This window comes from Mycobacterium sp. pR1184, from assembly GCF_041287235.1.
Classification (GTDB): domain Bacteria; phylum Actinomycetota; class Actinomycetes; order Mycobacteriales; family Mycobacteriaceae; genus Mycobacterium.
In genome coordinates this window covers 1-20751 of the sequence record NZ_JBGGKR010000003.1, presented here as the reverse complement: position 1 = coordinate 20751, position 20751 = coordinate 1, and the positions used below count along the sequence as shown (strand labels likewise).

The 20751-nt window shown below is 66.1% G+C and carries 17 protein-coding genes and 2 tRNA genes; 9 read left to right on the top strand and 10 right to left on the bottom strand.

The features are described from left to right. Positions 1-4: 4 nt before the first annotated feature. Together ACAG21_RS06015 and ACAG21_RS06010 are read right to left on the bottom strand one after the other, a co-directional pair. Positions 5-1990 carry an acetyl-CoA carboxylase biotin carboxylase subunit gene (locus tag ACAG21_RS06015; RefSeq protein WP_370495067.1) on the bottom strand — a complete coding sequence of 662 codons (1986 nt, stop codon included), beginning with the start codon at positions 1988-1990 and terminating at the stop codon, positions 5-7. A 5-nt stretch (positions 1991-1995) separates the two neighbouring features. Then, positions 1996-3582 carry a carboxyl transferase domain-containing protein gene (locus ACAG21_RS06010; protein WP_370495066.1) on the bottom strand — a complete coding sequence of 529 codons (1587 nt, stop codon included), beginning with the start codon at positions 3580-3582 and terminating at the stop codon, positions 1996-1998. A gap of 259 nt (positions 3583-3841) precedes the next feature. Here ACAG21_RS06010 and ACAG21_RS06005 point away from each other — a divergent pair, with 259 nt between their 5' ends. After that, entirely contained in the window at positions 3842-4486 is a 645-nt protein-coding gene (locus tag ACAG21_RS06005; protein WP_370495065.1) for a TetR/AcrR family transcriptional regulator, read from the top strand. 68 nt (positions 4487-4554) lie between these two features. Beyond that, positions 4555-5355: an MmpS family transport accessory protein gene (locus tag ACAG21_RS06000; protein ID WP_370495064.1), complete on the top strand. Its 801-nt coding sequence runs from the start codon at positions 4555-4557 to the stop codon at positions 5353-5355. Here the strand turns inward: ACAG21_RS06000 and ACAG21_RS05995 are convergent. Beyond that, positions 5352-6701, bottom strand: a complete 1350-nt coding sequence (locus tag ACAG21_RS05995; RefSeq protein ID WP_370495063.1) for an MFS transporter — start codon at positions 6699-6701, stop codon at positions 5352-5354. The genes ACAG21_RS06000 and ACAG21_RS05995 overlap by 4 nt on opposite strands. Before the next feature lie 89 nt (positions 6702-6790). Between ACAG21_RS05995 and cmrA the strand changes: the two genes are divergently transcribed. Beyond that, positions 6791-7597 carry a mycolate reductase CmrA gene (gene cmrA, locus ACAG21_RS05990; RefSeq protein ID WP_370495062.1) on the top strand — a complete coding sequence of 269 codons (807 nt, stop codon included), beginning with the start codon at positions 6791-6793 and terminating at the stop codon, positions 7595-7597. A 220-nt stretch (positions 7598-7817) separates the two neighbouring features. Here the strand turns inward: cmrA and ACAG21_RS05985 are convergent, their stop codons facing one another. Further along, a complete protein-coding gene (locus tag ACAG21_RS05985; protein ID WP_370495061.1) occupies positions 7818-9350 on the bottom strand; it encodes a helicase HerA-like domain-containing protein in 1533 nt (510 codons plus the stop codon). 95 nt (positions 9351-9445) lie between these two features. Between ACAG21_RS05985 and orn the strand changes: the two genes are divergently transcribed. The 3 genes from orn (at position 9446) to ACAG21_RS05970 (ending at position 12322) form a co-directional block, all read left to right on the top strand. After that, positions 9446-10093: an oligoribonuclease gene (orn, locus tag ACAG21_RS05980; protein ID WP_370495060.1), complete on the top strand. Its 648-nt coding sequence runs from the start codon at positions 9446-9448 to the stop codon at positions 10091-10093. A 34-nt stretch (positions 10094-10127) separates the two neighbouring features. Beyond that, positions 10128-10203: transfer RNA gene (locus ACAG21_RS05975), tRNA-His, on the top strand. A 457-nt stretch (positions 10204-10660) separates the two neighbouring features. After that, on the top strand, positions 10661-12322 hold the full coding sequence (locus ACAG21_RS05970; protein ID WP_370495059.1) for a cyclic nucleotide-binding domain-containing protein: 1662 nt from the start codon (positions 10661-10663) through the stop codon (positions 12320-12322). Positions 12323-12327: 5 nt separating this feature from the next. Here ACAG21_RS05970 and ACAG21_RS05965 read toward each other — a convergent pair whose 3' ends face one another. Then, positions 12328-13524 carry an Ig-like domain-containing protein gene (locus tag ACAG21_RS05965; RefSeq protein ID WP_370495058.1) on the bottom strand — a complete coding sequence of 399 codons (1197 nt, stop codon included), beginning with the start codon at positions 13522-13524 and terminating at the stop codon, positions 12328-12330. Between the two features lie 268 nt (positions 13525-13792). Between ACAG21_RS05965 and ACAG21_RS05960 the strand changes: the two genes are divergently transcribed. After that, positions 13793-13865, top strand: a tRNA-Lys gene (locus ACAG21_RS05960). A gap of 181 nt (positions 13866-14046) precedes the next feature. Here the strand turns inward: ACAG21_RS05960 and ACAG21_RS05955 are convergent. Beyond that, positions 14047-14403, bottom strand: coding sequence for a hypothetical protein (locus tag ACAG21_RS05955; RefSeq protein ID WP_370495057.1), 357 nt, complete (start codon positions 14401-14403; stop codon positions 14047-14049). 499 nt (positions 14404-14902) lie between these two features. On the opposite strand from ACAG21_RS05955, the gene ACAG21_RS05950 reads away from it, so the two are divergent. Next, positions 14903-15478: a hypothetical protein gene (locus ACAG21_RS05950; protein ID WP_370495056.1), complete on the top strand. Its 576-nt coding sequence runs from the start codon at positions 14903-14905 to the stop codon at positions 15476-15478. Between the two features lie 190 nt (positions 15479-15668). After that, positions 15669-17408, top strand: a complete 1740-nt coding sequence (locus ACAG21_RS05945; protein WP_370495055.1) for a DUF3556 domain-containing protein — start codon at positions 15669-15671, stop codon at positions 17406-17408. Here ACAG21_RS05945 and ACAG21_RS05940 read toward each other — a convergent pair. The 4 genes from ACAG21_RS05940 to ACAG21_RS05925 form a co-directional block, all read right to left on the bottom strand. Further along, entirely contained in the window at positions 17405-18226 is an 822-nt protein-coding gene (locus ACAG21_RS05940) for an ABC transporter permease (RefSeq protein WP_370495054.1), read from the bottom strand. The genes ACAG21_RS05945 and ACAG21_RS05940 overlap by 4 nt on opposite strands. Further along, the gene (locus ACAG21_RS05935; protein ID WP_370495053.1) at positions 18223-19395 is read right to left on the bottom strand and encodes an ABC transporter substrate-binding protein; all 1173 of its coding nucleotides are present in this window, start codon (positions 19393-19395) and stop codon (positions 18223-18225) included. The genes ACAG21_RS05940 and ACAG21_RS05935 overlap by 4 nt, the downstream gene beginning before the upstream one ends. After that, the gene (locus ACAG21_RS05930) at positions 19395-20108 is read right to left on the bottom strand and encodes an ABC transporter ATP-binding protein (protein ID WP_370495052.1); all 714 of its coding nucleotides are present in this window, start codon (positions 20106-20108) and stop codon (positions 19395-19397) included. The genes ACAG21_RS05935 and ACAG21_RS05930 overlap by 1 nt, the downstream gene beginning before the upstream one ends. Positions 20109-20357: 249 nt before the next feature. Further along, positions 20358-20585: a DUF3618 domain-containing protein gene (locus tag ACAG21_RS05925; protein ID WP_096291277.1), complete on the bottom strand. Its 228-nt coding sequence runs from the start codon at positions 20583-20585 to the stop codon at positions 20358-20360. Positions 20586-20751 lie beyond the last annotated feature (166 nt).

Genomic DNA, 20751 nt, shown 5'->3' with positions numbered 1-20751 from the left:
TCGTTTAATCCTTTTTCTCTTCGGAGTCTGGGACCAAGCGGGCCAGCACCTGGTCAACCGTCACCTGATCGCCGACCGACACGAGCAGCTCGACGCGTCCCGAAACCGGTGCGGCCAAAGAGTGTTCCATTTTCATCGCCTCGACGACCACCACCACGTCGCCCTCAGAAACCGCGGCGCCGGAGTCGACCTGCACGGCGATCACACTGCCGGGCATGGGACTGAGAACCTCCGCCTGCCGGGTGTCGGACGCGCGGTGAATTTTGGTTTCCTCGGCCTCGCGCAGGTGCCAGGTGCCGCGCTCGTCGGCGATCCACAGGTGGCGGTCGGCCTCGGCCCACCGGTACTCCCGGCGCAGCCCGTCCAGCGTCGCGCTCAAGCTGCGCCGCTCGACTTCCACACTCGCCGAACGGGTTTCGCCGTCGCCGACCTGTACCGTGGCGGCGCCGGGCAGACCGGAAACCGAGACCGTCTCGGTGCGCAGCGCTGTGCGCATAGCGGTGCGCACCGGAGCAGGACAGGCTCCGACGCGCCAGCCCGAGGGCTGTGCCCACACGTTGCCCTGCGCGCGGTGGGCCAGTACCCACTGGCGGTAAAGACCGCCGGCCGCGAGCACGTCGTCGGGCGCCGGCAGCGACGCGAAGTTCGGCAGCCGCTCCTCGAGCAGTGCGGTGTCCAGGTCGCCGGCTTGCACCCGTTCGTCGGCGAGCAGGAAGCGCAGGAATTCGATATTGGTCTGCACACCCAGAATCGTCGTCTGCGCCAGCGCCCGGTCGAGTTCGGCCAGCGCCTCGGCGCGATCGGCGCCGTGGGCGATCACCTTGCTCAGCATCGGGTCGTAGTCGCTGCCCACCACCGTGCCCGCCAGCAGCGAAGAGTCCACTCGCACACCGGGTCCCGAAGGCTCAAAGACGTCGAGCACCCGCCCGCCGGTGGGCAGGAAGCCGCGGCCGGGATCTTCGGCGTACACCCGCGCCTCGATCGCGTGTCCGTTCAGCTCGATGTCGTCCTGGGCGAAGGTGAGCTTTTCGCCCGCGCCCACCCGCAGCTGCCACTCGACCAGGTCGAGCCCGGTGATCGCCTCGGTGACCGGGTGTTCAACCTGCAGGCGGGTGTTCATCTCCATGAAGAAGAACTCGTCGGGTTGTTCGGCCGAGACGATGAACTCCACCGTGCCGGCTCCGACGTAGTCCACGCTGCGGGCGGTGTTGCAGGCCGCGGTTCCGATCCGAGCGCGGGTCTGCGGATCCAGCAATGGCGAGGGCGCCTCTTCGATCACCTTCTGGTGGCGCCGCTGCAGGCTGCATTCCCGCTCGCCCAGATGCACCACGTTGCCATGGCCGTCGGCAAGAACCTGCACCTCGATATGCCTGGGCCGCAATACGAATCGCTCCAGGAAGAGCGTGTCGTCACCGAACGACGACGCGGCCTCCCGGCGCGCGCCGACCAGCGCCTCGGGTAGCCGGGCCGGGTCTTGCACCAGCCGCATGCCCTTACCTCCGCCGCCGGCCGACGGTTTGATCAACACCGGATAACCGACCTCTGCGGCGGCGGTGACGAGCTCGTCGTCGGTCAGTCCCGATTTCGCCACCCCGGGCACCACCGGAACGTCGAAAGCGGCGACCGCGTTCTTGGCGGTGATCTTGTCGCCCATCACCTCGATCGCGCGGGTCGGCGGGCCCAGGAACACCACCCCGGCGCGCTCGCACGAGGCAGCGAAATGGGCGTTCTCGGAAAGGAATCCGTAACCCGGGTGGATCGCCTGGGCGCCGGTGCGCGCCGCGGCCTCGAGCACCTTGTCGATGTCGAGATAGCTCTCACGGGCGGGCGCCGGCCCCAGCCGCACCGCCGTGTCGGCTTCTCGCACGTGCCGCGCGTCGGCGTCGGGATCGCTGTAGACGGCCACCGACCGGATACCGAGCCGACGCAAGGTCCGCATCACCCGCACGGCGATCTCGCCGCGGTTGGCCACTAAGACGGTGTCGAACATTGCACTCACATCCGGAAGACGCCGTAGGAGACCGGTTCCAGTGGCGCCTGCGCGCACACCGAAAGGGCAAGCCCGACAAACATTCTGGTATCGGCAGGGTCAATGATGCCATCGTCCCAGAGCCGGGCCGTCGAGTAGTACGGGTTGCCCTGGTCCTCGTATTGGACGCGGATCGGCGCCTTGAACGTCTCTTCTTCCTCGGGTGACCACGGTTTGCCCGACGCGCTGAGCTGCTCGCCGCGCACCGTGGCCAGCACGGAGGCCGCCTGCTCACCCCCCATCACCGAGATCCGGGCGTTGGGCCACATCCACAGAAAACGGGGCGAATACGCCCGCCCGCACATCGAATAGTTGCCCGCGCCATAGGATCCGCCGATCACTACGGTCAGTTTGGGCACCCGGGCGCACGCCACCGCGGTGACCATCTTGGCGCCGTGCTTGGCGATGCCGCCGGCCTCGTAGTCGCGGCCCACCATGAAGCCCGCGATGTTCTGCAAGAAGAGCAGCGGAATCTTGCGCTTGTCGCACAGCTCGATGAAATGTGCTCCCTTGAGCGCGGATTCGCTGAACAACACGCCGTTGTTGGCGATGATGCCGACCGGGTGGCCATGGATGCGCGCGAATCCGGTCACCAGCGTCTTGCCGTATTTCGCCTTGAATTCGCTGAATTCGCTGCCGTCGACCAGCCGCAGGATGACCTCGTGCACGTCGTAGGGCACCCGCGGATCCGGCGGGACGACGTCGTAGAGCTCGGTCTGCGCGTGTTTGGACTCGACCGTGGGCACCACCTCCCACGGGCTGGGCTGGCGCGGGCCGAACGTGGCCGCGATGGCGCGCACGATGCGCAGCGCATGCTCATCGTCGTCGGCAAGATGGTCGGTGACCCCGGAGACCCGCGAGTGCAGGTCCCCGCCGCCAAGGTCTTCGGCCGAAACGATCTCGCCGGTAGCGGCTTTCACCAATGGTGGGCCGCCGAGGAAGATCGTGCCCTGCTCACGGACGATGACCGCCTCGTCGCTCATCGCCGGCACATACGCGCCGCCCGCCGTGCACGAACCGAGCACCGCGGCGACCTGAGGAATTTCCTTGGCGCTCATCGTCGCCTGGTTGTAGAAGATGCGCCCGAAATGCTCGCGGTCGGGGAACACCTCGTCTTGGCGGGGCAAAAAGGCGCCGCCGGAGTCGACCAGGTAGATGCACGGCAGCCGATTCTGCAACGCGACTTCCTGAGCGCGCAGGTGCTTCTTGACGGTGATCGGGTAGTAGGTGCCGCCCTTGACCGTCGCATCGTTCGCGACGATGACACACTCGCGCTCCGACACCCGCCCGATGCCGGTGATGATCCCGGCCCCGGGGGATTCGTCGTCGTACATCCCGTTGGCGGCCAACGGGGTCAGCTCCAAAAAGGGGCTACCGGGATCAAGCAGCCGGTCCACTCGTTCGCGCGGCAATAATTTGCCACGACTGACGTGACGTTCCCGCGCGCGCTCATTGCCGCCCAACGCGGCGGCCGCCAGTTTGGTGTTCAACTCATGGACCAGCCGACGGTGCTCGTCGGCGAATGACGGTGCGGCCTTCACCGACGCACTCATGGCCGCTCCAGCAACTCGTCCATCGCCGCAGCAGCCTCCTCGTCGTCGGGGAATCCAGGCACTTCAGTTAATGCTCATTAACTGACGCAGAGAATACCATCGGCGGCGTTGCCACGTCCAGGGACGAGTCCCCGCCCCGTCCTGAGCGACCGGGCGCCGACGCCGGGCCGGTAGCCACGAAAGCTGAGTTAATCGCCGATAACTCGTGCTACGTTAGTGACGATTAACCGAAGGATCCGTAAGTGCGCGGAGGACCGTCATGACAGCGTCCAGTCCGGACACCCCGACGGGCCGGTCCGACACGCCAAATCGCCGCAGCCAGTTGAAATCCGACCGGCGGCTGCAACTCCTGGCCGCCGCCGAGCGACTCTTTGCCGAGCGCGGATTTCTTGCCGTGCGTCTCGAAGACATCGGCGCCGCCACCGGGGTCAGCGGCCCGGCGATTTATCGCCACTTCCCCAATAAGGAGTCGATGCTGGTCGAGTTGCTGGTCGGCATCAGCGCCCGACTGCTCGCCGGGGCCCGCGAGGTGACCGCCCGCAGCACCGATGCGGCCGACGCGCTGGAAGGCCTGATCGATTTTCACCTCGACTTCGCATTCGGCGAGCCCGATCTGATCCGCATCCAGGACCGCGACCTGGCACATCTGCCCGCGGCCGCGCAACGCCAGGTACGCAAGGCGCAACGCCAGTATGTAGAGGTATGGGTCGGCGTGCTGCGCGAGCTGGACCCCGCACTGGCCGAAGCCGACGCGCGGCTGGCGGCGCACGCGGTGTTCGGCTTGCTCAACTCGACGCCGCACAGCGTGAAGGCGGCGGAAAAGCCGGCCCGCGGGACGCGGTCGCGTGCGGTCATGCGCGCCATGACGATCGCCGCACTGGCGGCCGGGGGTCAAGTCGGCTGAATGGGCGTCATCGAGAGATTCCACGCCCAACCGCTCGGCTTAGGTACCCTGCAATCTGTGAGGTGGACATGAACGATCCACGTCGACCCGACCGGTTTGGTCCCCCTCAAGCGGGATCGGAACCGACCGGGCCGATTGGCCCGCGGAACGCGCCGCTCGCTGATCCGGCCTACGCCGACCAAGCGCCGTACGCGCCTGCCTACGGCGGGTACGCGCCGCAGTGGACGCCGAGTGTGAACGAGACCAACACGACCCGACGCCTGCCGGCGTACTGGCAGCAAGACCAGGACCAGCCGCCGGGCGGCGGGGTGCCTCCCGGGGGCATGCCTCCCCCGTCGCCGGATGGCCCGAAATCGCCGCGCTGGTTGTTGATCGGCGCCGGCGCGGCGGTGTTGTTGGTGGTCGCGCTGTTGATCGCGCTGGTCCTCACCAATGGCGCGCTAAAGAACCAGACCGCCGTGCCGCCGTTGCCCGCCATGCCCACCTCGAGTGCGCAAAGCCCGACGCCTCACACGTCGACCCGGACATCGCCGCCGCTGCAGACGCTGCTGCCGGTGCCGCCGCCCAGCGGCTCGGCCGGACCCGCGCCCACTCCAGGCGCGATGCAAAACGTGGTCTACACCGTCAGCGGCGAGGGCCGGGCCATCAGCATCACCTACTGGGACACCGGCGACGTCATCCAGACCGAGTTCAACGTCTCGCTGCCCTGGACCAAGCAGGTCAGTTTGTCGCAGTCGGCGGCGCATCCGGCCAGCGTCACGATCATCAACATCGGCCATAACGTCACCTGCTCGGTGACCGTGGACGGCGTCCAGGTGCGCCAGCGTCTCGGTGCCGGCATCACCGTCTGCGACGCCGCCGGACGTTAGGTCTGTTCGACCGGTTCGGCCACCGCGGTGTGGCGTGGCGGGACCCGGACCGCGATCATCGCCACCAGCCCGGCGATCAGCACCAGCGATATGCCGCCCAGCCCGGCGCGCACCGCGCCGAAGACGTCGACGAACACCGAGAACAGCCAGGGCGCCACGAACGCGACTGCCCGGCCCGTCATCGTGTACAGGCCGAACGCGACGCCTTCCCTGCCGTTGTGGGCCATCTGCAGCAACAGGGCACGCGCCGAGGACTGCGACGGCCCGATGAACAGGCACAGCGTCAGCCCGCACACCCAGAAGGCCACCGGACCGGAGAGCACCATCATGGTCAGCGCCGAGGCGACGATCGCCACCAGCGACCCGACGATGACCGGCTTGGACCCGATCCTGTGATCGACGAAACCCCCCGCGACGGCGCCGACGGCGGCGACAACGCTGGCCGCCACCCCGAAGATCAGCACGTTGGCCTGCGAGATGCCGTACACGTTGACGCCCAGCACGGCGCCGAAGGCGAAAATCGCCGCCAGCCCGTCGCGGAAGAGCGCGCTGGCGCCCAGAAAGTAGACCAGGTTGCGGTCCCGGCGCCATTCCGCGGAGATCTCGGTCCACAGCTTGCGGTAACCGCCCAGCATGGTCGTCGGCTGATACACCTCCCCGCTGTCGGGCAGCCGGTGCGCGACCAGCAGCAACGGCAGCCCCAGCACCGCCAGCCAGGCCGCGGCGGCCAGCATGGCCTCCCGGACGTAGAGCCCGTCGGCCACGGGCACCCGCAGCAGCCCCCGCACCGCATCGGGTCCGGAGCCGGAGCCGGCGATGAAGCCGGTGTAGATCAGCAACAACAGCAGCACGCTGCCGAGGTAGCCCGACGCCCAGCCCAGACCGGAGATCCGGCCCGCGGTCCGCGGGGTCGAGAGCTGACGCAGCATCGCGTTGTACGGGACGCTGGCCAGGTCACCGCAGGCCGCCGTCGCGCCCAGCAGCACCAGCCCGGCCCACAGGTAGGCGGGCCGGTCGTGGATCAGGAACATCGAACAGGTCAGCGTCACCGCCAGGCCGGTCAATACGCTCAGAGCCACCCGCCGCCGATGCGGCGACTCCACCCACACCCCGACCAGCGGCGCCAGCAGTGCGACCGTCAACCCGGCGAGTGCGCCCGCGCGGCCCAGCCAACTCTCCGGTGTGGTCCTGCCGGGCAGCCCCGCTCCCACGCTGCTGGTCAGGTAGACGGAGAAGACGAATGTCGCCACGATCGCGTTCAGACCCGTTGACCCGCAGTCCCACAGCGCCCATGCCACCACCCGAGATCGCGCGACCTCGCCCACCCCCGGTTCCGGCTGCCCCATGCCCGGCACTCTATTTGTTACGCCGAGAAGCCGCCGCGCGCGGTTGCGGCCGTTGCCGCACGGACGTGGCCGCTGTCTACGATTGGCCCATGCCAGTACCCGCTCCCAGCCCCGATGCGCGCGCCGTTGTCACCGGAGCTTCGCAAAACATCGGCGAAGCACTGGCCACGGAATTGGCCGCGCGCGGGCACCACCTGATCGTCACCGCGCGACGCGAGGACAAACTCAACGACCTTGCCGCTCGGCTAGCCGAGAAGTACGGCGTCACCGTGGAAGTGCGGCCCGCCGACCTCGCCGACCCGGTGGAACGGGCCAAACTGTGCGACGAGTTGACGACCCGCAACATCTCCATCCTGTGCGCCAACGCGGGCACCGGAACGTTCGGTCCGCTCTGCGGCCTCGACCCGGCGGGCGAGAAGGCCCAGGTGCAACTGAATGCCGTAGCGGTGCACGACCTTACGTTGGCGGTACTGCCCGGGATGGTCGCGCGCGGGGCGGGCGGCATCTTGATTTCCGGTTCAGCGGCCGGCAATTCGCCGATTCCTTACAACGCGACCTATGCCGCCTCGAAGGCCTTCGTCAACACCTTCAGCGAGTCGTTGCGCGGCGAACTGCGCCGTTCGGGTGTGCACGTCACGCTGTTGGCGCCGGGCCCGGTGCGCACCGATCTGCCCGAGGACGCCGAGCGGTCACTGGTCGAACGGCTGGTGCCCGACTTCCTGTGGATCTCGACCGAGCACACCGCCCGGCTCTCGCTGGATGCGTTGGAGCGCAACAAGATGCGCGTCGTCCCGGGCCTGACCTCCAAGGCGATGTCGGTCGGGAGCGGATATGCCCCCCGCGCGATCGTCGCGCCGATTGCCGGCGCGTTCTACAAGAAGCTCGGCGGCGGCTGAGCCTTACCGTTCGCGAGCCTAACCTGGCTGCGAAAATCCGCTGGCTATTTCGCAGTGACGTTAGGCTCGCGGCTAGACCGGCGGGGCGAGCTTTCGGCCGCGGCGGCTAGGCCTTCGGCCGCCCTACTTGCGGCGGCTAGGCCTTCGGCCGCGAGCGTACGCACACTGCGAAAATTCGGGCGTTAGTTCGCAGCCTGCTTACGCTCGCGACGGCCCCGCCCTACTTGCGGCGGCGACCGGTGCCGAAGAGGTTCTTCACCACTTCGCGAATCGCGGTGTTGATACCGCTTTTCACGGTGGGGTTCTGCAGCACTTCCTCCCACATCGCGGGGCCCTTGGGCTCGAAGGGCTCCGGCATCGGGGGGATCTCGTGACCGGTTGGCGGCGCCGGAGCTTCCGGTGACGGCGGAGCAGGTTGGCGCACTTCGGGTTCCGACGGCTGCTGAACCGTCTGGCCGTATTTTGCTTGCAGCGGGCTGTCTTTCGCGGCCTTGGCGATTTCATCGGTGTCGATTGCGCCCATCAGCGACCGGGGAACCCGCATGCGCGTCCAGGCAACCGGCGTCGGCGCCCCCTTCTCGGACAGCACTGTGACGACGGCTTCACCGATGCCCAGCGACGTCAACGCCGACTCCAGGTCGTAGACATCGGTTTTGGGATAGGTGCGGACTGTCTTGGACAGTGCCTTCTGGTCATCGGGGGTGAACGCGCGCAGGGCGTGCTGAATCCGCGCGCCCAGCTGAGACAGCACGTCGTTGGGTAGATCGGTCGGCAACTGGGTGCAGAAGAAGACCCCGACGCCCTTGGAGCGGATCAGCTTGACCGTCTGCTCGACCTGGTCGAGGAACGCTTTGGACGCGTCGGTGAACAACAGATGCGCCTCGTCGAAAAAGAACACCAGCTTGGGCTTGTCGATGTCGCCGACCTCGGGCAATTCCTTGAACAGGTCGGCGAGTAACCACATCAGGAAGGTGGAGAAGATCACCGGACGCAATGACTGACCGCTGAATTCGAGCAGCGAGATGGTGCCGTGATTCTGGTTGTTGACGCGCAGCAGATCGTGCGGATCGAGCTTCGGCTCGCCGAAGAAGGTGTCGCCGCCCTCGCCTTCGAGGTTGACCAGGGAGCGCAAAATGACGCCGGCCGTCGTGGACGACACCCCACCCAGGGATTTCAGGTCGGCCTTGCCCTCGTCGCTGGTCAGGTGGCTGATGACATTGCGAAGTTGATCCAGGGTGATCAGCGGACGGTTGTTCTCCTTTGCCCAGTGGAAAATCAGGCCGAGGGTCGACTCCTGAGTAGCGTTGAGCCCCAACACTTTTGACAATAAAACCGGGCCGAAACTGGCGACGGTCGCGCGGATGGGTACGCCGAGCCCCTCGGTGCCCAACGACAAGAACTCGACCGGGAAGCCGGTCGCCACCCAATTGTCGCCGGTGTCTTTGGCGCGCGCCGCGGTTTTGTCGTTGGCCTCCCCCGGCCGCGACAGTCCCGACAGGTCGCCCTTCACATCGGCCATCAAGACCGGAACCCCAGCAGCGCTGAGCTGCTCGGCGATCAGCTGCAGCGTCTTGGTCTTACCGGTACCGGTGGCGCCGGCCACCAGACCATGCCGGTTGACAGTGGCCAACGGGATGCGAATCTGCGCGCTCGGGTCCGCGTTGCCGTCGATGACGACGGTGCCCAACTCCAATGCCTGGCCTTCGACGGCGTAGCCGCCGGCGATCCGGCCGGCCGCCGATTCTGTGGTCATCGCGCCGCGCCCCTCTCGGGAGAAAAGTGCAACGCCCAACACTACTTGCCAGGGGTCAGCGGGGGCAGGGCCCACGTGGGAATACGCTGAGCGCTGTGCGCGACGAATTGGTGTGGATCGACTGCGAGATGACCGGGCTGGATGTGGGCACGGACAAGCTGATAGAAATCGCGGCCCTGGTCACCGACGCCGATCTCAACATTCTCGGTGACGGTATCGACGTGGTGATCCACGCCGATGACGCCGCCCTGTCATCGATGATCGACGTAGTCACCGAAATGCACACGCGCTCGGGGCTGATCAACGAGGTGCGGGCCTCGACCGTCGACCTGGCCACGGCCGAGGCGATGGTGCTCGAATACGTCGGCAAGCACGTCAAGACGGCTAAGACGGCGCCGCTGGCGGGCAATTCGATCGCCACCGATCGTTCCTTCATCGCCCGCGATATGCCGGCCCTGGATTCGTTTCTGCATTACCGGATGATCGACGTCAGCTCGATCAAGGAACTGTGCCGCCGCTGGTACCCCCGCGTGTACTACGGCCAGCCGGCCAAGGGGCTGTCGCACCGGGCCCTGGCCGACATCCGCGAGTCGATCCGCGAGCTGCAGTTCTACCGCCGCACCGCCTTCGTGCCCCTCCCCGGGCCTTCTACCAGCGAAATCGCGGCGGTGGCCGCCGAGCTGCAGGGCACCGACGGCGCGGAACAGACAATTGATTCGGCCGTCGAGCCACCGAACCGCTAGTATCGACAGTCGCCGCTTCTCGCAGGCGGTCGTGGTGGGTGTAGTTCAGCTGGTAGAGCGTCAGGTTGTGATCCTGAATGTCGCGGGTTCGAGTCCCGTCACTCACCCCACAGGGTCAGAGGGCATATCCGCCCTCTGACCTTTTTGCTTATCCGGGCCGATCGCAGGCCCGGGGCAGCGCTCGTCGGGCACCGATTCCGATGCCCGCTCGCGACCTATTGCATTGTGGCGCAATGGCCTTGCGACACCTGCCAGCCTTGTTGGCTGTCGACGCCAAATCCCGTCATCAGCCCGGTGTCGGCATTTGCCAGCGCCCCACCAGTCATGGCGTACTATCACTGCATTGCATAGGTTCGGAGTGCTCATGTCTGGTCTGAAGTACAAGGTCGTCCTCGCCCTGATCCTCGCGCTCACCGCCCCGGCAGCATCGGGGTGCACGTTCACGGTCGTGTGCGACCCGCTCTTCACCTGCGCGTAGCATTTTCGTGTAATCCATTGCGGCGCAACTAAGTCCCACGCCGAAGCGATTTTTGACCGGACCCGTCAGCCGAACTATATGCTGACCGAATGGCCGAGGCTCCGACACGAGCAAGTCGGTGGGCTGCATTTCGCAATGCCCTTTCCAATGCCAATATCGCCAGAGCGGAATCATCGATCGCCGCAGGCGTCGTCGCCCATGTGGCCTGGGTCTCGACGATGCTGGTGGTCACCTTCGACCTGCTGGGCCCGGTCGGGCCCGGCTGGTTCCTGATCGTTCGCCAGATCACCGGGGCGATCAGCGCTCCGGTGTACGCCGCCCTGGCGGGCCGGTTCCGGCGCGAGCGCGTCCTGGCCGGCTCCATCGTCGCCCGGGGAGTCGCAGTGGCGCTTGTGATTCCGCTGTTGGGACATCACGCCGTGAGCGCACTGCTGTTTCTGGTGATCGCGCTGGAAGGGTTCACCCAATCGGCCCCGAAGGCGTTGTACGACGCCCTGCTGCCGTGGTTGGCCGACTCACCGGCCCAGCTGGTCGCCGCAAATGCCGTTTCCGCGCTGCTCGAGACCTCCGGGGTGCTGGTGGGCGCGGGTGTGGCCGCGGTCGCCCTGGGATCCTCCGGGCCCGCCGCCGCGCTGGCGATCATCGTGGTTTTCTGCGCGCTGGGAGCGTGGCCGCTTTTCACCATTCGCGGAGTCGACACCCGGGTGCGCAACGAGGGTTCCCGAGTCGTCAACGAACTCGCCGGCGGCATCGCCGTGCTTCGGAGGTCGACGAACGCCAGGGTCGTGGTCGCCGTCATGGCCGTCACCGCATCGCTGACCGGTACCGCGCAAAGCATCGTCGCCAGCATCGCGAGTTACCAGTTGCATATCGGCGCCTCGGGGACCCCGGTGCTGATCGGGGCGGTCGGCATCGGCGGACTGGTCGGCGGCATCGCCAGTCTCTCGCTCGGCCGTCATTCGATGTCGCTGCCGATGGTCCTCGGGTTTCTGGCGTGCGTCGCGGTGTTGTTGGCCCTCGCGGTGACTTCGGCGGAGACGCTGGCGATCCCGCTGCTCAGCGCGTTCGGCATCGGGATCGCCTACCAGATCGTGTGCGGGCGCACCCTGCTGCAGCGCAGCGCGTCCGGACGGTCGCTGGACCTTCTCGCCGGAATCAACGCGGTGATCGCCGTCTCGGTGGTCGGCGTGGCCGGGTTCTGCGCGGCCCAGGTGAACGCCGCGATCGGAGTGCGCGCAACGCTGCGCGTGGCAGCGGGTTTGGCGCTGCTGGGTGCGATCTACGGCCTGCTGCGCGTGCTGCGGATGGAACGGCGCTCACCGGTGCAGCGCGAGGAATTGGACGCCATCAGGAGCGTGGCGGCGTTTCGGCCGTTGTCAGTCGCGGCCGCCGACCAGCTTGCCTCGTCGCTGATCGCCTCCCATACCGCCGACGGCGATGTCGTTGTCCGGCAAGGTGACTCCGGCGACGACATGTTCCTGATCGGTTCCGGAGTCTTCGAAGCCGTTGTCGACGGTCGGCCGGTGCGAACGCTGCGTGATGGTGACCACTTCGGCGAGATCGCGCTGCTGTTCGACGTGCCGCGCACCGCCACGGTGCGATGCCTGCAGGCGGGCAGGCTGTGGCGGCTGCGCCGGGAGGAATTCCTGCGCGCCATCACCGGAAATTCGACCACCCAGGACGCGATCAAGGCGATCGTGGATCAACGGCTCGAGCACGCCGGCAACCTCGGGCTCAAACCCACCGACTAGCCGCGTCAGGTGTTGGCGTTGCCGGCTTTCCACTGCGGCCACGGGATGTTCCAGTCGCCCAGACCCTCGGTACCGGGCAGCGTCGGCCCGACGGTGTTGACGACCTCGACGATGTCCCCGCTCTTGCTGTGGTCGTAGAACCACTCGGCGTTGCTCGGGCTGACGTTCAGGCAGCCGTGGCTGGTGTTCGTGTGGCCCTGCGCACCGACCGACCACGGCGCGGAGTGGACGAAGACGCCGCTGTAGGACATCTGCGTGGCCCAGTCGACTTCGGTGCGATATCCGTTGGGCGAGTTGACCGGAACGCCGTAGGTCGACGAGTCCATGATGATGTGCTTGTAACGGCCGCCGATGATGTAGAAGCCATTGGCCGTCGGGGTGCTGTCCTTACCCATCGACGTCGGCATCGTTTTGACGACCTCGCCGTTGACCCGCACGGTCACCATCTTGGTGGTGTCGTCGGCGGTCGAGATGACCTCGTCGCCAATCGTGAAGTGGGTTTTGACGTTGTCCTCGCCGAACATCCCGTCGCCCAGATCGACGCCGTAGGTGTTGACCGCGACGTCGATCGTCGTTCCCGACTTCCAGAAATGCTCTGGGCGCCAACGCACTTCGCGATTGTTCAGCCAGTAGAACGCGCCCTCGACGGGCGGGTTGGTGGTGATCTTGATCGCCTTCTGCGCGGCGGCGCGGTCGGCGATGTTCTCGTCGAACCGAATCGCCACCGGCTCACCGATGCCGACGACCTCGCCGTCGCCCGGCGCGACGTACGGCATCGTCAGATGTGCGGGCGAGCTGGTCGAAAAGCTCATCTGGCGACTCGCCGCGCCGCCGAGCCCAGTCGCCTTGACGTTGAGCGTGTAGTGCCGGTTGTAGCCGAGCTGCTCGGTGGTCGACCAGCGCAGTCCATCCGGGCTGAGTTGACCGTTGATCGTCCGGCCGTTGTCGTTGACCATCGTGACCGACGCCAGCACACCGTCGGCAACGTTCACCGTGACCGGCGCGTCGACGGTGACGCCGACGGCGCCGTCCGACACCGAGGAGGTCAGTTTGGGGACCAGCAGGTCGGCAAACGGTGTGCCCTTGTCGAAGATGATCTTCGGCGGCGCGGCCGCGTGATTGCTGCTACAGGAGACGCCGATCACGGCAAACATAACCATGGCGATAGCCAGCCATGGTCGGTGTCTGCGCAAAGCCGTCATCAAGTGACCTTCCACATTCTTTGGTTACGTTCTGGTCACCGCTGACCGGAGAATACTTGCGAATATTCTAATGGGTTACGCCCCGTACTCATGGCAACTCAGCTGGTTTGGCCCGACCGGCGATCTTGCACAAGAGCCCCGTGACTCTAAGTCAGCAGCCCGAAGCCCGCAAAACGCGCGACGCACAGCCTTTACACTGGGAGGTCCAACGATTTCGTGCTGCGCCAGCGGGCCTGTTATCGTTGCAAACCGGTCTTGGCTGACCGACGCGCCGTTAGCTCAGTTGGTAGAGCAGCTGACTCTTAATCAGCGGGTCCGGGGTTCGAAACCCTGACGGCGCACCCACCTATTACCGCAGTTCATGCGGTATTTTGTCGCTCGAATCGCGTTTGCTGGATGACCGCTCGGCATCCGGAATCGGCCGCCACGCTGCGGGGAGAGCGCGTACGCAGCAGACCAGTTCCAACCGAGCTTGGGACGACGACAGCGCTGGCTGGCGCCCTGAGCGCTACCCACGTCTGATCAGTGGTGCGGCGCCGTTGGTTCGGTCGTCGAAGGCGTTTGCTGAGGGCGCATCGGTCCGCCCGGACCCATTCCGCCCGGCCCCATCATGCCGCCGGCTCCCATCATTCCGCCCTGCCCCATCATCGGGCAGCCACCACTTTGGCCGCCGTAATATCCTCGCTGGTGGCCACGTGAGGACCAGCCCAAGAGCAGCCCCGAGAAGAAGATCACGGCCACGACGAACACGGTACCGGCGACGATCAGGACCCACGCCGCGACTTGACTTAGGCGGGTACGCGCGCCGTATCCGCCGTCGTAGCGGGGTTGCCCAGTCGCAGTAGTCGGTTCGATCGTGGATTCAGGTGTTTCTGTCATGGTTCGAAGGATGGCATCCACATACCCAACGGGGGTAGGGACTATTGGCCCTAAGAACTGCACATTGCTTGTGGTGTCAGCGTGCTCAGACTGGCCCGAGAGGACGGGATCGGACCAGCTGCTACGCTTGACCGAAATACCCTACCGGGGTACTGTACAAAGCTTACGTGACGGCTGGGGAGGCGACGCAATGACGAGATGGTATGGCGGGAATGGCTGGGGCTGGTGCGGAATAATCGCTGATCTTCCGTTCATGGCGATTGTGTGGGGCGTTGTCTTCAGCGTCATTACCCTCGCGGTCGCCTTTGCCATCAGGCAGCGAAACGATCCGCCGACCCCGACGGCCACCGGGTCTATCCAGCATGAAGGCGCGGTCACGGCTCGCATTAGGCGCAGCGAAACGGACACTGACGAATTCTCGCGCCGATTAATGTAGCTCCGCAGGAAGTCTTGATGTCGAAGGTCATTCCATTGATCGAGGTGCGCGGGAGGTCTCGCATTGCCTAGATTCACCCGACGGGCAGCACTCGCTGCGCTCGGTGCTAGCGCGGCATTGGGTATCGGATACGCGCTTCGCGGAATCCTTGGTTCACCCGTCCCGGGCATCCGCCTGACCGACGGCGGCATGATGGGTGCTAGTCCGGCCGACATGGGCCTTTACCTGGACATGTTCAACCGCCACACCGAAATCACACGCGCGGTCGAGGAGATCCCCGGCGGTGTGCGGACCACCACCCAGTCAAACGCTCCCGACCTCGTAGCGAAACTGCACGCGCACGTCTCCAGCATGTACTCGCACCTTGACCAAGGCTCCGAGGTCATGTGTATGAGCCAGAGCCTGCCAACGCTATTCCGTAACGCCGGTGGCTACCGCCGGCAACTGACACTCACGCCCACAGGCGTCATCACTGAGGAAACCTCCGACGATCCCGCCCTCACCGACACCATCCGCGCCCACGCCCGTGAGGTTACGGGCTTCGTGCGCGACGGCATGCCGGCAATGATGCAAGGCATGATGGGTCAGGGCGCAATGATGGGACCCGGCGGCATGATGAGGCCGAGCCAACGGCCATAATCGCCTGTACCCGAGAGCCTTTGAACTGATCTCGCCGCGCGAGGGCAACGATGCCCGGTATCCCAGGTCAGCGGTTAACTGGCCGCCTGAACAATCCCGCCCCAACCTGTGGTTGCTCGGAGTAGTTTTTTCTCGGTGCCTAGCGCACGAATGGCACCCTTGGTCAACGAGCTGCGTCGAAGGAGCCTCAATGGGGTTCATCCAGCCAAACCTGCCCGTCGTCGACGTTCCCGAATGGAGCAAGCTGCCCCGCGCCGAGCGGATCATCCCGATGCAGCGCCACGTCGCGGAGAACGGTTTCGGCACTCCCTTGATCATGCATGTGATGTACGGCGTGAAGATCGCGCTCTACATCCTTGGCGGCTGGTTCTTCGGATGGTGCACCACGGGCATCGGCGGTTTCGGCGACGTCGGTACGTGGTGGTCCGAGCCGATCGTGTTCCAGAAGGCCGTGCTGTTCACCATGCTGTTCGAAGTCGTCGGTCTGGGTTGTTGTTTCGGGCCGCTGGCCGGGCGCTACTTCCCCCCGATGGGCTCGATCCTGTACTGGCTGCGGCCCGGCACCATCCGGTTGCCCCCCTGGCCAACGCGAGTGCCGCTCACCAAGGGCATCGACCGGACCCCGTTCGACGCGTTGCTCTACGGCGCGCTGCTGGTATTGCTGGGGATTGCACTGGTGTCCGACGGTTCCGGCCCAATTCCGGCTCTGGGCACGGCAATTGGTGTGCTACCGCGGTGGCACACCATCGCGATCCTCGCGGTGTTGGCCGCAATCAGCCTGCGTGACAAGGTGATCTTTCTGGCTGCCCGCGCCGAGGTGTATGGGCCGCTCGCGCTGGCGTTTCTGTTCGTCGGGGGCGACATAGTCATCGGGGCCAAGCTCGTCTTCATGGTGATCTGGTTGGGCGCAGCCACCTCGAAACTCACCAGACACTTCCCGTTTGTGATCTCGACGATGCTGGCCAACAACCCGTTCCTGCCCTCGGGCGTGCTCAAGCGCTCGCTGTTCAAGCACTATCCGGACGACCTGAGGCCCAGCGCGTTGTCGGGCTTCATCGCGCACTTCTCCACGGCGATCGAGGGTTTAGTGCCTCTGGCGCTGCTCTTCTCCCATGGCGGCTGGCCGACTGCGATCGCCGCATTCGTGATGATCGTGTTTCACCTGAACATCCTGCTGGCGTTTCCGATGGGGGTCCCGCTGGAGTGGAACGTGTTCATGATCTTCGGGGTGCTGTGGTTGTTCGTGGCGCACGCACACATCGGCCTGTCGGACCTGGCCAGCCCCTGGCCCGTCGTGCTGTTCGCGGTCATCACGACGGTCGTCGTGGTGGGAAACCTGTTCCCCCGCAAGGTTTCCTTCCTGCCCGGCATGCGCTACTACGCCGGCAACTGGGACACCACCGTGTGGTGCGTCAAGCCCGCGGTGGACGACAAGTTCCGCACCGGTTCGCGTGCGCTCGGCCCGATGCAGCACCTGCAACTCGAGCGGCTGTACGGCAGCAAGGAGCAGACACTGATTCCCTTGCACCTGGCGCTGGCGTTCCGCGGCATGAACACCCACGGGCGAGCGCTGCTGACGCTGGTGCACCGCGCGCTGGCCGGCTACGACGAGGACGACTACAACCTGTGCGAAGGTGAGGTGCTGTGCTCGATGGTGCTGGGGTGGAACTTCGGCGACGGCCATATGCACAACGAGTGCCTGATCGAGGCGCTACAGCAGCGCTGCGGCTTCGAGCCCGGCGACGTACGGGTGGTGATTCTGGACGCACAGCCGATCCAGCGACAGCGGCAGGAATATCGGCTGGTGGATGCGGCGACGGGAGAATTCGAGCGAGGCTACATCGACGTCGTCGACATGGTCACCACCCAGCCGTGGGCCGACGACCTGCCGGTGCACGTGCAGCACAGCGCGGCATCCGACACGGCCTAGCGTGGTGACGACAACAGCCGTCGCGCAACAAGATCCAGCACGTAGCCGATCAAGCCGATGACCACGATCACCGCGACCACCTGGCCGTAGGCCAGCTGGTCCCGCGCGTTGAGGATCTGATAGCCCAGACCCGAACGCACACCCAGCATTTCGGCGGGCACCAGCACCACCCACGCGATGCCCAGCGCTACCCGCAAGCCCGTTTGCAGATGACCCCGAATGGCGGGCAACACCACAACCGTCAGCAGCTCGGTTCGGGTCGCCCCGAAGGATTTGGCCACCTGCAGATACCCCGGGTCCACGGCGTGCACGCCGGCCGCGGTGTTGATCAGGATCGGCCACACCGCCGCGGCGGCAATCAGGAAAATGACCGGCTGGTTGCCGATTCCGAAGATTGCCACCGATATTGGCGCCCAGGACAGTGGCGAGATCATCCGCAGAAACTGCACGACCGGACGCGTAGCGCGGTCGGCGACGTCGCTGAGCCCGATCAGCAATCCGGCGGGAACCCCGATGACGGCGGCCACCAGCAATCCGACCAGCAGGCGCCACAGGCTGACCCCGGCGTCGGACAGCAGCACGCCGCGGTCGTAGAGCTCGGCCAGCGACGCGGCCACCAGGCCCGGCGTGGTCTGGTGCAACAACGACTGCGGGGCGGCCAGCACGGCAGTGCCCAGCCACCAAATGCCCACCGCCACCGCGATCGCCAGCGCCGGCGGCCACCAACGCCGCAGCAGCGACCACCTTGGCGTTGTCTCGGGCGCGGCTAGCACGGCTTCACCCGATGCGTCAACGGAGCGGATTTCTTCGGTGGTCATAGCGGCTGCACCTGTTCGACGCGGGTCAGATCAGTTGGGAGACCAAAGCTTTGCGGGCCGCCGTGGGCGGTCAGCGCGGTTCGCACGAAGCTGTCGTCGACAAGCTGAGCATGGGCGGTGGCCGGATCCAGCCGGTTGAGAAATTGCCGGTCGCCGTCGACGACAGTGTCGTGCATGGCTTCGACGAGCCGCCGCGTGAAACTCGGAAACGGGAACGGCTGGAACCCCAACCGCTGCGGCTGCCAGTCCGGATGGGCGAAATGGTAGTCCTGGGCGCGGTACGTCAGTGCCGTCTTGATGGCCGGTACCGGCTGGGGCAGATAGGCCCCGGTCGACAGCGTCGTCGCCGCAGCGGGCCGGTTGGCGTTAATATGTTGCTGCGCAAGCACAATCGAGTTGACCAGCGACGCCGCCGCCTGCGGCCGGTTGTCGATCAGATCCTGGTGGGCCAGCACCACACAGCAGGCGTGGTCGCGCCACACGTCGCCGAGGAACGTATGGATTCGCCCGATCTTGCGCACCTGGGCCATCGCGTTGAACGGGTCGGCCACCACGTATCCCCCGATCGATCGGTTGGCCAGTGCGGGGACCATGTCTGACGGACTCATCACGATCAGCTCGACGGTCCGGGCAGTGCGCGAGGCACGTCGGCGCACCACCGGCACCAGGTCGTGGGCGCGCAGCAGCTCTTGCAGGATGATGTTGTGGATCGACCACCAAAACGGGATCGCCACTTGCGTTCCGGCCAGCTGCCCGAGGTCGGTGATGTTCGGTGCAACGGTCAACGCCGAGCCGTTGGTGTGGTTCCAGCTCAGCACGCGCACCGCGCTGCCCAGCAAGAACCGCAGCTGCAACGCCGTCGGCATCAGCATGTGCACGGCATCGACCTGGCGGGTGACGAACGCCTCGGCCAGCGACGCCCAGCTGCGGAACAGCACCGGCTTGGCCGAACTCACCACACCCGGCTGATAAAGCCCGGCGGCGTGCGCGATCAACAGCGGTGCGGCGTCGGTGATGGGCAGATAGCCAATCCGCAGCTGACCGCTGGTGTTGGTCCGGTCGACGGCCGCGGCACGGGCCAGATCCACCAGCCCGGCCACGCCCCCCGCCGCGGCGAGGCCGACCGTGCCGGCCAGCAGCGAGCGCCGGGAGAACAGCGCAGAGCTCATCAGTCGGTCACCCGGTAGTGGCTCAGGATCTCTTGTCTGAGTTCCGCGTTGCCGCTGTCCGGTCGCCATTCCCGGCGGATCCGCCCGTCCGCGCCGAGCAGCACGATGCGGCTGGCCAGTCGCAGCGCCTCGTCGACGTCGTGCGTGACCAGGACGACGGTGATGCCCAGTTCGGCAGCGAGGTCGGCCAGCCAGCTCTGTAGGTCGCCGCGGATGGCGGGATCCAGGGCACTGAACGGCTCGTCCAGCAGCAACAGTCGCGGCCGGGTAGCGACGGCCCGGATGATCGACACACGCTGAGCCTGTCCGCCGGAGAGCTGGTCAGGGTATTGATGCGCCACCCGCTCCAGATCGAAACGCCTGAGGAGTTCACGGGCGTACTCCGGCTCAAACGACTCGCGGTTGGCGGCGAACCGCCCGGCGAACACCACGTTTTCGCCGGCCGTCAGCCACGGCATCAGCAGCGGCTGCTGGAACACCACCCCGGTGTGCGGGCGCGTCACCCCGTTGCCCGAAGACCATTCGACGGTTCCCGATGTGAGCGTCTCCAGCCCGGCGATCACCCGCAGCAAGGTGGATTTACCGCTGCCGCTTCGTCCCAGGATCGCGAGGAAGTCGCCGTCGTCGATGGTCAGGTCGATATTGGCAAGTGCATGGCTGTTGGACCCAAAACGCTTGTGGCCGTCTACTATTCGCACCGTGCCAGTCGCCACCAAGTCGTCCTTTCGCCGGCCCGACGTTGCCATAAACAGGCCGCGCTGTCCACGCGCCCGGTTGTGGTTTCAACCACGGCACCTGAGGCTCGCGCGGTTATCTATCGGCTAGGTCGAACATTGAAAGATACTGTCACGCAGGTGTTTTCCGGCGAAGGACGCGACGTTGCGTCACGATAAGGATCGCCCGGCGCACCCAATCGGATCCTGCTGATCGCAACCAATGGCCGCGGCGGCATCAGCGGAGGTTCAGCGATTCCTGACCCGGCGTACCACCACGATGACGACCAGCGCCCCGACGCCGGCCAGCGAAGCGGCGACCGCGGGCTTGGTGACGAACCCGATCACCCGGATTTTGAGGTCGTCGGCAAGGCGGCGAGGGTTAGCCCGCTCGGCGAGTGAGTCGACGGTCGCCGCGAGCTGGTCGCGGGCAAGGTCGATCTCCTGCTTGATGGCTTCGGGGTCCCGGTCGGCCACGGTCCTGTCCTCCAAGTCCTCGTCGGCGTGGTGCACCTGAGGAACTACCCTAGATCAGCTGGCCCTGACCCCAGCGCGCCGGGAACAGAAAGGACTCTCAATGACGATGTCAAGCCGCCGACTGGGTGATCGGGGGTGAGTCGGGTTGCCAGGTGCGGTTGTCGCG

Coding starts and splice junctions, on each gene's coding strand:
- ACAG21_RS06000 (WP_370495064.1), top strand. CDS start 4,555: ATGAACGATCCACGTCGACCCGACCGGTTTGGTCCCCCTCAAGCGGGA.
- ACAG21_RS06005 (WP_370495065.1), top strand. CDS start 3,842: ATGACAGCGTCCAGTCCGGACACCCCGACGGGCCGGTCCGACACGCCA.
- ACAG21_RS06015 (WP_370495067.1), bottom strand. CDS start 1,990: ATGTTCGACACCGTCTTAGTGGCCAACCGCGGCGAGATCGCCGTGCGG.
- ACAG21_RS06010 (WP_370495066.1), bottom strand. CDS start 3,582: ATGAGTGCGTCGGTGAAGGCCGCACCGTCATTCGCCGACGAGCACCGT.
- ACAG21_RS05945 (WP_370495055.1), top strand. CDS start 15,669: ATGGGGTTCATCCAGCCAAACCTGCCCGTCGTCGACGTTCCCGAATGG.
- ACAG21_RS05985 (WP_370495061.1), bottom strand. CDS start 9,350: ATGACCACAGAATCGGCGGCCGGCCGGATCGCCGGCGGCTACGCCGTC.
- ACAG21_RS05955 (WP_370495057.1), bottom strand. CDS start 14,403: ATGACAGAAACACCTGAATCCACGATCGAACCGACTACTGCGACTGGG.
- ACAG21_RS05965 (WP_370495058.1), bottom strand. CDS start 13,524: ATGACGGCTTTGCGCAGACACCGACCATGGCTGGCTATCGCCATGGTT.
- ACAG21_RS05970 (WP_370495059.1), top strand. CDS start 10,661: ATGGCCGAGGCTCCGACACGAGCAAGTCGGTGGGCTGCATTTCGCAAT.
- ACAG21_RS05995 (WP_370495063.1), bottom strand. CDS start 6,701: ATGGGGCAGCCGGAACCGGGGGTGGGCGAGGTCGCGCGATCTCGGGTG.
- ACAG21_RS05935 (WP_370495053.1), bottom strand. CDS start 19,395: ATGAGCTCTGCGCTGTTCTCCCGGCGCTCGCTGCTGGCCGGCACGGTC.
- cmrA (WP_370495062.1), top strand. CDS start 6,791: ATGCCAGTACCCGCTCCCAGCCCCGATGCGCGCGCCGTTGTCACCGGA.
- ACAG21_RS05940 (WP_370495054.1), bottom strand. CDS start 18,226: ATGACCACCGAAGAAATCCGCTCCGTTGACGCATCGGGTGAAGCCGTG.